Origin of the sequence: Pseudomonas sp. NPDC086278, from assembly GCF_050280905.1 — a bacterium.
Taxonomy (GTDB): domain Bacteria; phylum Pseudomonadota; class Gammaproteobacteria; order Pseudomonadales; family Pseudomonadaceae; genus Aquipseudomonas.
On record NZ_JBNNWE010000017.1, the window covers coordinates 25449 to 38128 of the forward strand.

Genomic DNA, 12680 nt, shown 5'->3' on the forward strand with positions numbered 1-12680 from the left:
GCGTGGCACTACATAGTTATCGCGTCGACCATTGGGCGATATTCACGAAACTGTCACGCAACTGTGGCAGCGCGCTTGCACAAACTTCATCAGACTCGCGCTCTACTGGGGTTCTGCGTTTCGGTGTTTTTCATGCGTGCACGATTTTTATCCACAGCGGCCTTCCTGGCCGCGTTGCTGTTTGGGTTACCGTCCTTTGCGGCCTCGCGTTGCGACGTCAATGTCCCGACCGAACACGTCGATCTGGCGCAGGTAAGCCTGGCGTACCAGAGCATCGGCCGTGCCTCGGACCCTGCGTTGCTGCTGGTGATGGGCCTGGGCGGGCAGTTGATTCACTGGCCGGACGAAGTGGTGGTCGCGCTGTGTCAGCAGGGGTTTCGGGTGATCCGCTATGACAACCGCGACGTCGGTCTGTCGACCTGGCGTCAGGCGCCTGCCGAGGCCAACCTGACGTTCGAAGCCTTGCGCTACAAACTCGGCTTGCCGGTGTCGGCGCCATACACCCTGACCGACATGGCCGACGATGCGCTGGGGTTGATGGACGCGTTGCATGTCGAGCAATTCCACGTATTGGGCGCGAGCATGGGCGGGATGATTGCGCAGCACATGGCGGCGATGGCGCCGCAGCGGGTCGAAAGCCTGACGTTGATCATGACTAGTTCCGGGGCCGAAGGCTTGCCGGCGCCGAGTGCGGCGCTGGTGCAACTGTTGTCGCGGCGCGGTGCACCGAATCGCCAAGTGGCGCTGGAACAACAGGCGGATTTGCTCGCGGCGCTGGGCAGTCCATCGGTGACGGACGACCGCCAGGCGTTGCTGCAACAAGCGGCGCTGTCCTACGACCGGGCGTTCAACCCGGAGGGCGTGAAGCGCCAGATCATGGCGATCCTCGCCGAGCGCAGTCGCGTGGGGTTGCTCAATCAGTTGCGCGTGCCGACGCTGGTGGTCCACGGCACGGCTGATCCGCTGTTGCCGGTGATGCACGGTGTGCACCTGGCGGCGCACATTCACGGCAGTCAGCTGGTGCTGATCCCAGGGTTGGCGCATCGGTTCCAGGAAGCGTTCAAGGCCCCGTTGCTGGCGGCGGTGTTGCCGTACTTGCAGGCCCATCGCGAAGACACCTCGCATTGGGCGCAGATTGACCCGGTGGCAACCCCGAATCTCCTCTAATCCCCAACCAAGACTATGGACCCAATCTAAATGTGGGGTTAAACCCTGTGGCGAGGGGGCTTGCCCCCGTTCGGCTGCGCAGCAGTCGTAAACCCGGTGCGCGCGGTCTGCTTGAATCATTGCGATGGCTGGTTTTGGGGCGGCTTCGCCACCCAACGGGGGCAAGCCCCCTCGCCACAGGAGCCCCCTCGCCACAGGGCTCCCACGGGGGGATTGGGCGACGGCTGCCAATGCGGACTTTTCGGGTGTATCGTTCGAGCTTTCCGGCGCGATTCAAGCCTGCGAGGTGTGTGATGAGTACTCCACTGAAAATCGATTTCGTCAGCGACGTGTCTTGCCCCTGGTGCGTGGTCGGCTTGTACGGGCTGACCCGGGCGCTGGACCTGCTCGGCGATGAGGTTCAGGCCGAGATCCGCTTCCAGCCGTTCGAGCTGAACCCGAAAATGGGCCCCGAAGGGCAGAACATCACGGAACACATCACCGAGAAGTACGGATCGACGCCCGAGCAATCGCAGAAAAACCGCGAAATGATCCGCGCCCGTGGCGCCGAGGTCGGGTTCGCGTTTCGCACCGACGGCAACAGCCGCATCTACAACACCTTTGATGCGCATCGCCTGTTGTATTGGGCGGGGCTGGAAGGGTTGCAGTTCAATCTGAAAGAAGCGCTGTTCAAGGCGTATTTCACCGACGGCGGCAATCCGTCCGATCACCGGCAGCTGGCGCAGATCGCTGAAAGCGTGGGGCTGAACCGGCAGCGGGCCGAGGTGATTCTGGCGTCGGATGAATACGCCAGAGAGGTCAAGGAAGAAGAGCAACTGTGGCTGACCCGTGGCGTGAGTTCGGTGCCGACGGTGGTGTTTAACGGGCAGTACGCCGTCAGTGGTGGGCAACCGGTGGAAACCTTTGTCGGGGCGATCCGCCAGATCATGAGTGAGTCCAGGGGCGGGCAAGTGAACTGAGGACAGCACGCCCGCTAGAGCGTTACCCGTGAAAAAATATCAATGTGCCACTACAGTTGAAACAAAGGCTGCCGACACAAGGAGCACTGTTATCAATCATAGGGACTTGATCCATGACCTTTCACGCGTTTCGTACCTGGGCTGCCATCACGTTGCTCGCCTGCCTGACACTCACTGGCTGTGCTCACGTGCAACCTCCAGTACCGCTGGACCACCAATTCTGGGATGCCAAAGAGCCGACCATCGGCGTGGCAATCACGGTGCTGCCAGCGCCGGTGCTGGCATTGACCGGCAACCAGGGCCTTATCGATTATGCGATCAACCGTGGCGTGAACAGCAAGCTCAGTGACAACGTCGAGCACTGGCAGACCCGCGACCTCAACACGTTGCCGGATGTGATCGTCGCCAAGCTGCAGGCCAAGGGCTACAAGGCCAAGCGGATCGACGAGCCGCTGGACCTGCAAAAATTCAAGGAAACCAGTTTCCGTGAAGGCTACACGGTGCGCGACTTGACCCCGGTCAAAGCGACTCACGGTGTCGATCGCCTGTTGTTGGTCAATGTGTTCGCCACCGGCGCCACTCGCAGCTACTACAGCATCGTGCCAACCAGCGCACCGATGGCCCAGGTGACCGGGGAGGGCATGGTGGTCGATCTGGCCGACAACAAACTGTTGTGGTTCCAGCCTTTTGCCACGGTGCAACCCGCCCAGGGCGAGTGGGATGAGCCGAACTACGCCAACTTGTCCAATGCCTTCTACCAGGCCATGGACACTAGCCGTCAGCAAATGATCACCCCGTTCGCACAATGAAACGCTCAAGCGCGGCCGCTGCGGCTTTGACGTTGCTGATGTTGGGCGGTTGTGCGCAAAAACCGGGCCCAGAGCCCGGTTTTAAAGACCAGGGCGCATTGCCCTATGTCCAGTCCCACGGACTCAAAGTCGATGTGCAACTACCGCCAACGTTTGTCGGTGCCAGCACGGTAATCGATACCAAGGTTGCCCAGGCCGCCGCGACCTCGAGTTACAACATGGTGGCGAGTTCGGGCAACAGTGCCGGGCTTGCTGGCGTGTTGGTCGCCAGCCTGATCAACACGCAAATGGGCAGTGGCACGTTGCAGCGTGATGCCGAAAAAGCGGCGCTCAATGACGCGCGGCCCATGGCCGACTTGCTCGCTGGCATGCCGTTGCAGGAGCGTCTGCAACAGCGTTATCAGCAGGCCTCGAACGTGGCCGGGCTCAAGCAGGGCGAGGGGGCTGTCACCGCGCATTTGGTGATCGAGCCCACATTGATGCTCGGCCCTGATCGCGGCAGTTTTGTGTTGATTAATCAGGTGCAGGTCCAGGACATCGCCGGTTCGGCGCTGTATCGCATGCGCATCGAAGTGGTCAGCCAACCGATCCGGCGCTGCGGTAGCCAATGTATCGATGACGGGGGGCTTGACCTGGCAAAGGTCATGGCCGTGCTCAACGAGTGCATCGACGAGTCCATGCGGGTGCTGGCCACCGACTTGATGCAGCCGACGCCACCTCCGGCGGCGCAGGAAACCTTGCGTTATGTACTCGATGGTCAGCGGGTGGTCGAGCGCGGTTATCAACTGGCCAACAACGGCAGCTACTGGCGCTATCGCAACCTGTACGGTGCGGTGAAGTCAGTGCCCGTGCCCTTTGAAGACGCCATGAGCCAGGCTCAGTTGCAGAAGGTGTATGCGCACTAGCCGAGCGACGATGGTCATCGCCGCACGGTTCAGTGTTTGATCTTTACCTGACGATTTTGTCGACGTGGATGCCGAGCTTTTTGAGTCGATACCAAAAGCTGCGCTCGGAGATTCCGATCAGTTGCGCCGCCGCGGCCTGCACGCCGTTGCTTTGCGCCAGCGCGGCCAGAATGTAGTTTTTCTCAACCGCTGCCAGCGCCGCTTCCAGGTCTGCCGGCACGCTGCCTTCAGCCACCAGCGCGCCCTGTTCGCCGGGCCGCGAAGCAAACAGATACGCCGGCAAATCTTCCTCTTCAATCACCGTCCCGGACGCGACGATGGTCGCGCGCTCCACGCAGTTCTGCAGTTCGCGAATATTGCCTGGCCACGAGTACTGGGCCATCGTCTGCAATGCTTCGGCGCTGAAACCGGTAAATCGCTTGCCCGCCGTGGCCCCCAGGGAATGAGCGAAATGCCGGGCCAGCGGCGCAATGTCTTCCACCCGTTCGCGCAGCGCCGGCAACGGAATCGGGAACACGTTGAGGCGGTAGTAAAGGTCCTCGCGAAATTCCTTGTTGGCCACCGCATCCAGCAGGTTCTTGTTGGTCGCCGCGATCACCCGCACATCGACGTTGCGCTCACGCGGGTCGCCCACCGGTTCGATCACCCGTTCCTGCAACGCCCGGAGGATTTTCGCCTGCAAGGCCAATGGCATCTCGCCGATTTCATCGAGAAACAGCGTGCCCTTGTCGGCCTGCATGAAACGCCCCACGCGATCCGCCACCGCGCCGGTAAACGCGCCTTTGCGATGGCCGAACATTTCGCTCTCCATCAGGCCTTCCGGGATCGCCGCGCAGTTGACCGCGACAAACGGTTTGTCGGCGCGGTTGCCATGTTTGTGAATCGCCCGGGCGACCATTTCCTTGCCGGTGCCGCTTTCACCGGTCAGCAGAATCGTCGCGTTGCTTTCGCGCACCGACTCGATGGCGTGCAGCACCCGGCGAAAGCTCGGGCTGTCGCCGACCAGGCTGTCGAATTGCTGGTGTTCGTCGAGTTCGGCGCGCATGCGCTGGTTGTCTTTGAGGATGTCGCGAAATTGCAGGGCTTTGCTGACAGTGATGTCCAGCTCATCGATGTCGAACGGTTTGGCGATGTAGTCGAAGGCGCCATTGCGCATCGACTGCACGGCGTTTTTCACCGTGCTGTAGGCGGTCATGACGATCACCGGCAACTGCGGAAAACGGCTTTTGATTTCCGCCAGCAGTTGCGGGCCGTCCATGCCGGGCATGCGCCAGTCGCTGATCACCAGGTCGATGTCTTCACACTCCAGCACCTTGAGCGCGTGCAGGCCATTGCCGGCGGTGAAGACCTGGATGCCGTTCTGGCTCAAGGCCGACGCCAGCAGGTCGCAGAGCTTGGGCTCGTCGTCGACCACCAGTACGTTATGTGTCATCGCTGCCCCCTTCGAAGTGTTCGCCGTTGGCCGGAATGTACAGGCTGAACGTGGCTCCGGCATCTTTTTCACTGACGCATTCGACGCGCCCGTCGTGGTTTTCCATGATCGAGAAGACCTTGGCCAGGCCGAGCCCGGTGCCCGAGGCTTTGGTGGTGACGAACGGCGTGAACATCCGTTCGAGCATGTCGGCTTCGATGCCTTGGCCGGTGTCGCTGATGCTGATCACCGTGTGCCACGGATCGCTGTCGATGGCCAGGGTCAAGCGGCCACCGTCGGGCATGGCGTCGATGGCGTTGACGATCAGGTTCAGGCCCGCCTGCTTGAGCTGGCGCGCGTCGGCATACAGCGTCGCGCCCGGCGCCCGGTCGTCGACCAGGACGTCGATGTTGCGGCTGGCCAGTTCCGGGGCGCAGAAACCGGCCAGTTCATCCACCAGAGGCCGGGCCAGTTGGGTCGAGCGCATCGGCGCGCTGGGTTTGGCGAAGTCGAGGAAGTCGGTGAGCAGGTCGTTGATGCGGCTGACTTCACTGACCACGTATTGCAGATGGCGCTTGTCGTTTTCCGCCAGGTCGGCGCGGCGGTGCAGCAATTGGGTCGCCGTCTTGATGATGCCCAGCGGGTTGCGGATTTCATGGGCCAGGCCCATCGCGACTTCACCCAGCACATGCAAGCGGTCACGCCGGCGCAGTTGCGATTCCAGATGCTGCAACTCACCGAGGCGTTCGCTCATGTGGTTGAAGGTGCTGCTCAGTTCCGCCAGTTCGTCGCCGCCGGTGACTGGCAGACGCTGGCGATAATCCCCGGCAATCACCGCTTGCACGCCGTTGGACAAACCGCGCAACGGCTTGGTCAGGCGCTGCGACACCAGCCAGCCGACCGCCAGTGAAGCCGCCGAACTGAGGATGAAGATCAGGATGAACAGGTTGCTCTGGTTCACCAGCCCGACCAGGCTGGTGTGGCGCAGCAAACCGCTGAAGATCACGCCTTGCAGATCGCCGTCTTCGTTGAGAATCGGCCGGTAGACACCGCTGTAACGGCTGGTCGACTGTTCAATCGGTTGCTTGGTGCTGCGCAGTTGCTGTTCGATTTTCTCCGGCACGGTCGCCGGGTGATCTTCGAAACGCTGGGTGGAAAAGATCTCGGAAAAGTCGTCGGCCTTGGCCAGGTACAACCGCAAGTCGAGGGAATGCACGTCGGCCACGCTGGTGAGGAAGCTGCTGTCGAGGTAGGTGGCGATCACCAGTTTGTAGTCGACGCCGTCCTGATCGGTTTCGAAGGTCGAGACCACGGTGCCGGTCGGCACGCCGCCGACTTGCAGGGTTTGCAGCACCGCTTTGGGCGCAATGCTGATCTGGCGGACGATGTCGTCGGCGGCGGTGCTGAACACCACTTTGTGATCGTTGCTGCGCACCAGCGCGACCACGTCGATGCCCATCGATTCGGCGATGTCGGCGCTGAGTTTGTCGTGCTGGCTTGACAGCCGATCCGTGGGCGGGCGCGTGTAGCGCAGGAACAACTGCGCGGCCCGGGCGTTGTCCCGCAGGATTCCGCTGATCTCGTCCTCGACAATCTTGGTCGACTCCTGCAGCCAGATCCGCACGTTGCTGTCGAAAATCTGCGACAGGGTGGTGGCCGCCAGTTCGGCGGCGATCATGGTCGGGATCACGCTGACCAGCCAGAACGCCAGCACCAGTTTGCGTTGCAGGCTCCAACCGGAGAGGGCGAAGGGTCGAGCGGTGGGGCGTGAGTCTTTGATCATTGGGTTTCGCTTATTGCCGTGACCGGTCGTAAAAACAATTGCAATACAGTAGCCGACTTCGCCATCGGCTACAGGTCGGGTTCACGCCAGTTGCCGGTAATCCTGGCGCATCGGTTGCGGGGCCGACCGCTGCTGGATGAAACGGTGCCGGATGAAATCCGCGCTCAGCTCCACCACGCGCCGGTATTGCAGGTCGACGGTGATCATGTGGTAGCAGTTGTCGAGCAGGACTTTGACCACCGGCCCGCCCAAGTGGCGTTCCACGTAATCGGCGTTCCAGCGGCTGGTGATGTCGTCTTCGCGTGAGTGCAGGACCAGCGCCTGGGTGGTGATCTGCGGCATACGTTTTTTCACTGCCGCCACCAGTCGATGCAGTTCCCGCACGCTGACCCCGGACATGGTCAGCAGCCCGGCATTGCTGCTTTCACCGGCCTTCATCTGCCGCTCGACAATCGCCCGCAAGCGTTCGTCCTTGATGCCGAACGGTGATTTTTCGTTGAACCGGCACAGGTGCACGCCATACGGAATCGCCATCAGCAACGGCGTGAGCACCGCGACTTTCGGCATGTTCCAGCCGTCGTAGCGCAGGGTCGTCGAATACAGCAGCAAGCCTTCGATCTGCCCCGGATGCTCGGCGGCCAGGTACATCGAGAGCACGGCGCCCATCGACAAGCCACCGACAAATACATGCTCGTGTTTGCGGCGTATGCCGACGAAAGTGTTGCGTGCGCTTTCGTACCAGTCGCGCCACCCGGTGGCTTGCAGGTCGGCGTTGTTGCCGCAGTGGCCGGCGAGGGTCGGCACGTACACCGTGCAACCCGCCGCCGCCAGGCCCATGGCCACCCGACGCAGCTCGGTCGGGGTGCCGGTGAGGCCGTGGATCAACAACACCGCGACCTCCCCGGTGCCGAGAACGAAACCGGCGCTGCCTTCGCCCATGTCGATCTCAGCGGCATTCATCGTTTCATCGCCCGGTCTAGCAAGCGGTCGAGCAGGGCGATGCCCAAGTCGATTTCCGGGTAGCTGATTTCCAGCGACGGCGCGAGGGTGATCACGTTCTTGTAGTAACCGCCCACATCGAGGATCAGGCCGAGGCGTCTGCCGTCGATTTCGATGTCGCCTTTCATGCCTTCTTCGACCATGAAGTCCAGGGTCGCCTTGTCCGGCGTGAAGCCGTCCGGGCCGCAGATTTCGCAGCGCAGGGCCAGGCCAAGACCGTCGACGTCGCCGATGATCGGGTAGCGTTTCTGCAAGTCCTTCAAGCCTTCGAGGAAATATTTGCCCTTGGCCATGACCATCGCGCCGTAATCGACTTCGCTGGTCATCTTGAACATTTCAAGGCCCACCGCCGTGCCCAACGGGTTGGAGGCGAAGGTCGAGTGAGTCGAACCCGGCGGGAAGATTTTCGGGTTGATCAGCTCTTCCTTGGCCCAGATGCCGCCCAGCGGGTTGAGGCCGTTGGTCAACGCTTTGCCGAACACGATCACATCGGGTTTGACGTCGAAGTGTTCAATCGACCACAGCTTGCCGGTGCGGTAGAAGCCCATCTGGATTTCGTCGACCACCATCAAGATGCCGTGCTGGTCCAGCACATGCTTGAGTTCGCTGTAGAAGTTCATCGGTGGAATCACATAGCCGCCGGTGCCCTGGATCGGCTCGACATAGAAGGCTGCGTATTCGCTCTGGCCGACTTTCGGGTCCCAGACGCCGTTGTATTCAGTCTCGAACAGCCGGGCGAATTGCTGCACGCAATGGCTGCCGTACTCTTCCTTGGTCATGCCTTTCGGGCCACGGAAGTGGTACGGGAACGGGATGAATTGCGCACGCTCGCCGAAGTGGCCGTAGCGACGGCGATAGCGGTAGCTGGAAGTGATCGACGACGCACCGAGGGTGCGACCGTGGTAACCGCCCTCGAAGGCGAACATCAGGCTTTTGCCGTTGGTGGCGTTGCGCACCACTTTCAGCGAGTCCTCGATGGACTGCGAACCGCCGACGTTGAAGTGCACGCGGCCGTCGAGGCCGAACTTCTTCTTCGCGTCGACCGCGATCATTTCCGAAAGCTCGATCTTGCCCTTGTGCAGGTATTGGCTGGCGATCTGCGGCAGGGTGTCGATCTGCTGTTTCAGCGCGTTGTTCAGGCGCGGGTTGGCGTAACCGAAGTTGACCGCCGAGTACCACATTTGCAGATCGAGGTAGGCCTGGTCTTCGGTGTCCCAGACGTACGAGCCTTCGCAACGGCTGAAGATACGCGGCGGGTCGATGTAGTGAACGGTGTCGCCGTAGGAGCAGTATTTGGCTTCTTTATCCAGCAGGAGCTGGTCTTCGGCGGTAGCGATTCGAATATCAGACATGGTGGAAGAGTTCCTGTGTTTCTGCGGTGAAAGTGGTGGCGTTGGCAGCGCTGGCGTTGGGCAGCAGGGCAAGCAACGCGGGGAGTTCGGCGAAGCTGTCGAAGCGCGCATGGGCGATGCCGTTGCGCTCGCAGTGCTCGGCCAGGCGATCCTTGGCGAACACGAAATCGGCGGTGGCGGCCACGCACATGTCGGACTGGCCGTCGCCGATCACCAGCACCCGTTTGGCGCTGGGGGTGGATTTGCATTTGCAGTTGCCGGAGGCGGCGCGGCAGGCGTCGCTGGCGTGGGGGAAGTCGATGCGCCAGCTGTCGTGGTCGAGCTGACGCAAGCGGTTGGCGAGGATCGGCAACAGGCTGACGTAGTTGCGCGCCAGGATCCGGGCGATGCCTTGCTCGATGCCGTCGCTGACCACTTCAAACGAAGCGCCGAGGCCGATGGCGTGGTCGACGAAGTCGGGGAAGTCCGGGTCGATCTCGACGCTGTCGAAGAACTCGAGCAGTTCGGCGGGTGTGGCCTTGACCAGCGCCAGTTGGCGGCTGAGGCATTCACGGGAACCGATGCTACCGGCCAGCCACTCGTTTTCGATCGCTTCCCAACTCGGGTCGGCGAAGCGCTGGAGGATGCTGTCGATCACGTCGGTGCGGGTGATGGTCCCGTCGAAATCACACACGATATGCCAGTCAATCATCTCTGTACCTATGGGTCTGGATGCGCTGTCTGCGCTTGCCAAGTGGATAGAGCAGGGACTGTGCCAAACGGGCTTGGCCCCGTAGAACCGGGGTTCTGGCAGGTTTTGCTAGCGGCGAAGCTACAATTTTTGTAGCTCGCTACAAACAACATGAGTGCTTGCGCGGGGCGGGTGATTTGGGGATTGATGCGCGCATGTCCCGTTCAAGGAAACGCCTCATGTCGAGGATTACTGTTGCTTTATTCGCCGCGCTGACCTGCCTGTCGGGCACTGTTTCAGCGGACGGCATAACCGGCGAAGCCGGGTTGGGCCTGAGCTATCAACCGCACGATCCGACCGGCAGTCGCTATGAAACCCGACCGGTGCCGTACCTCGATCTGGACTGGGGCGACGTCAGCCTCAGCACCGATGACGGGTTGACCTGGAATGCGCTGAAGGCCAACGGTTTCAGCGCCGGGCCGTTCGTCAACTACCTGCCGGGCCGGACCGCCAATGGCAATCTGCAAGGCCTTCGCGATGTGTCGGACATGGGCGAAGTGGGCGGATTCGTGCAGTACGCGCCGGCCGATTTCTGGCGCGTGTTTGCCTCGGTCGGGCAGGCGCTGGGTGGGGCTGGCGGGCAGGGCGGTGTACTGGGACGGGTGGGCGGGGAAGTGGGTTATCCCTTGGGTGGCGGCGTGATTGGCAGCTCGAATGTGACCGCGCACTTTGCCGACGCCCGACAGAACCAGACGTTCTTCGGCGTGAGTGGCGATGAGTCGCAGGCGTCGGGGATTCGCCCGTACAACGCCGGCGGTGGTTTGCAGAACGTGGCGTTGACCCAGAGTTTCGAGTTTCCGCTGGCACCACACTGGTCGTTGCTGACCAGCGCGAGCTGGACTCACCTGACCGGCTCGGCGGCGGACAGCAGCATCGTCAAAGCGATTGGCGATACCAATCAGGGATCAGTGCAGGCGGCGGTTGCCTACAAGTTCGACTGACCTCAGCACACAGGTACCACTGTGGCGAGCGAGCTTTTCTGGCGAGGGACTTCCTGGCGAGGGGACTTTTGTGGAGAGGGGGCTTTTGTGCTGAGGGGCTTTTGTGGAGCGAGGGCTTTTATGCTGAGGGGGCTTTTGTGAAGAGAGGACTTTTGTGCTGATGGGGCTTTTGTGGTGAGGGGGCTTGCCCCCGTTCGGCTGCGAAGCAGTCGCAAACCCTGCAAGCGGGGTTTATCGGATGGACCGCGGCGGATTGTGATAGGGCGGCTTCGCCACCCAACGGGGGCAAGCCCCCTCACCACAGTTATTGGGCCGCTCTCAGGTTTCTTCACCCTCAGCCAACAACGCAATCCCGCCCATGATCACCGCCACCCCGAGCCAGTGCAGCGCGCTGATCTGCTCTCCCAACCCCAGCCACGACCCCAGCAACACCCCGACAAACACCAGTGAACTCAGGGGGAACGCCAGCGACAAACTGCTGCGCCGCAAGATCAGCATCCACACAAAGAACGCGCCAATGCCGCAGCCGACCGCCACCAGCACACCGGGGTCGACCACCACCGCTTGCAGCCATTGCAGGGTGAAACTCATCTGCCCCAACTGATCGCCGCCGACTTTGGTCGCGATCTGCCCGGCGCTTTCCAGTCCGATCAACAGCGCCCACAGCACGACCGTGCCGAGTCGCTCATGCAGCCAGTCGGTCCTGCTTCGGACCCTCGATTGCGCCTCATGCATGGGGAACACACACGAGCATCACGCCCGCCGTAATCACTAACGTGCCGAGCCAGCGCCGACGGCTGACGGTTTCGCCCAGCACCAGTTTGCCGGCCAGCACCACGCCGCAATAAGCCAGGGCGCCGGCCGGGAACAACAGGCTCAACGGGGCGCGGGACAAGGCTTCAAGCCAGACGAAAAACTCCAGCGCATAGGCGCCGATGCCGCCCCATAGCAGCGGTGCGTTGAACACCTGGCCCCAGAACGCATTCAGCCGGAAACCGCCTTCAAGTTCCGGCAAACGGTCCAGGCCGAGCTTGAAACAGAGCTGGCCGATGACGTCCAGCACGATGGAAAACGCGACCAGCAGGATGACGGTAAAGGTCAGGTCGGGATCTAAGATGTTCACGGTCAGGATTCACCCTTTGGCGGCCGCTCCCGGACACCGGCGTCATCGAACATGAACGCCAGCCGGCAGGGCTTCGGGGGTAAGTGCAAGGGTCGGGCCAGCCACCGCTATCTGACTACACACTGCCAATGTGGGAGCAAGCCCGCTCCCACAGGGGATTGTGGCGATCAGGCGTGGAGGCGCACCCAGACGCTGACAAGCACGGTCGCCGCCATCAACCACGCCACCGCCGCCACGGCCAGTGAAGCTTCCAGGCGCAGGCGGTCGACCATCACGTACAGCGTCGCCAGGTAAATAAAGTACGGAATGATCGACCACATCCCGAACACGATGGTGGCCTTCAAATCATCCAGCGAACGCCCCTTACCGACGATGTAATGCGCAATCAGCGCAAAGGTCGGAAACAGCGGCACTAACCCGGCGATGTAATAGTTTTTAGTCTTGGCCAGCGCGGCGAGGATCAGCACCACACCGGCACCGAGCGCTGCTTTCAGCAACAGA

Annotated in this window: 13 protein-coding genes; 5 read left to right on the forward strand and 8 right to left on the reverse strand. The window is 61.7% G+C overall.

What is annotated here, in order from left to right; all coding sequences use genetic code 11:
• Positions 1-132 precede the first annotated feature (132 nt).
• From ACQKP4_RS07685 to ACQKP4_RS07700, 4 genes are all read left to right on the forward strand, one after another.
• On the forward strand, positions 133-1167 hold the full coding sequence (locus tag ACQKP4_RS07685) for an alpha/beta fold hydrolase (protein ID WP_427631896.1): 1035 nt from the start codon (positions 133-135) through the stop codon (positions 1165-1167).
• A 293-nt stretch (positions 1168-1460) separates the two neighbouring features.
• A complete protein-coding gene (locus ACQKP4_RS07690; RefSeq protein ID WP_427631898.1) occupies positions 1461-2126 on the forward strand; it encodes a DsbA family oxidoreductase in 666 nt (221 codons plus the stop codon).
• Between the two features lie 113 nt (positions 2127-2239).
• The gene (locus tag ACQKP4_RS07695; RefSeq protein ID WP_427631900.1) at positions 2240-2935 is read left to right on the forward strand and encodes a hypothetical protein; all 696 of its coding nucleotides are present in this window, start codon (positions 2240-2242) and stop codon (positions 2933-2935) included.
• A complete protein-coding gene (locus tag ACQKP4_RS07700; RefSeq protein WP_427631901.1) occupies positions 2932-3840 on the forward strand; it encodes a hypothetical protein in 909 nt (302 codons plus the stop codon). The genes ACQKP4_RS07695 and ACQKP4_RS07700 overlap by 4 nt, the downstream gene beginning before the upstream one ends.
• Positions 3841-3883: 43 nt before the next feature.
• On the opposite strand, the gene ACQKP4_RS07705 is transcribed toward ACQKP4_RS07700, so the two are convergent.
• From ACQKP4_RS07705 to ACQKP4_RS07725, 5 genes are all read right to left on the reverse strand, one after another.
• Positions 3884-5272 (reverse strand): sigma-54-dependent transcriptional regulator, encoded by a 1389-nt coding sequence (locus ACQKP4_RS07705; protein WP_427631903.1) that lies wholly within the window; start codon positions 5270-5272, stop codon positions 3884-3886.
• Positions 5262-7034: an ATP-binding protein gene (locus ACQKP4_RS07710; RefSeq protein WP_427631904.1), complete on the reverse strand. Its 1773-nt coding sequence runs from the start codon at positions 7032-7034 to the stop codon at positions 5262-5264. Before ACQKP4_RS07710 ends, ACQKP4_RS07705 begins: the two co-directional genes overlap by 11 nt.
• Before the next feature lie 81 nt (positions 7035-7115).
• Positions 7116-7994 carry an alpha/beta hydrolase gene (locus ACQKP4_RS07715; protein ID WP_427631905.1) on the reverse strand — a complete coding sequence of 293 codons (879 nt, stop codon included), beginning with the start codon at positions 7992-7994 and terminating at the stop codon, positions 7116-7118.
• The gene (locus ACQKP4_RS07720) at positions 7991-9385 is read right to left on the reverse strand and encodes an aspartate aminotransferase family protein (protein ID WP_427631907.1); all 1395 of its coding nucleotides are present in this window, start codon (positions 9383-9385) and stop codon (positions 7991-7993) included. The genes ACQKP4_RS07715 and ACQKP4_RS07720 overlap by 4 nt, the downstream gene beginning before the upstream one ends.
• Positions 9378-10076: an MtnX-like HAD-IB family phosphatase gene (locus ACQKP4_RS07725; RefSeq protein ID WP_427631908.1), complete on the reverse strand. Its 699-nt coding sequence runs from the start codon at positions 10074-10076 to the stop codon at positions 9378-9380. The genes ACQKP4_RS07720 and ACQKP4_RS07725 overlap by 8 nt, the downstream gene beginning before the upstream one ends.
• A 218-nt stretch (positions 10077-10294) precedes the next feature.
• Here ACQKP4_RS07725 and ACQKP4_RS07730 point away from each other — a divergent pair, with 218 nt between their 5' ends.
• Complete coding sequence (locus ACQKP4_RS07730) at positions 10295-11056, forward strand: MipA/OmpV family protein (protein ID WP_427631910.1); 762 nt, start codon at positions 10295-10297, stop codon at positions 11054-11056.
• A gap of 318 nt (positions 11057-11374) precedes the next feature.
• On the opposite strand, the gene ACQKP4_RS07735 is transcribed toward ACQKP4_RS07730, so the two are convergent.
• The 3 genes from ACQKP4_RS07735 to ACQKP4_RS07745 all read right to left on the reverse strand — a co-directional run bounded on the left by ACQKP4_RS07735 (position 11375) and on the right by ACQKP4_RS07745 (position 12676).
• A complete protein-coding gene (locus ACQKP4_RS07735) occupies positions 11375-11791 on the reverse strand; it encodes a transporter (RefSeq protein WP_427631912.1) in 417 nt (138 codons plus the stop codon).
• A complete protein-coding gene (locus ACQKP4_RS07740) occupies positions 11784-12158 on the reverse strand; it encodes an EamA family transporter (protein ID WP_427631983.1) in 375 nt (124 codons plus the stop codon). The genes ACQKP4_RS07735 and ACQKP4_RS07740 overlap by 8 nt, the downstream gene beginning before the upstream one ends.
• Positions 12159-12346: 188 nt before the next feature.
• Complete coding sequence (locus ACQKP4_RS07745) at positions 12347-12676, reverse strand: GlpM family protein (RefSeq protein WP_427631985.1); 330 nt, start codon at positions 12674-12676, stop codon at positions 12347-12349.
• Positions 12677-12680: the final 4 nt, after the last annotated feature.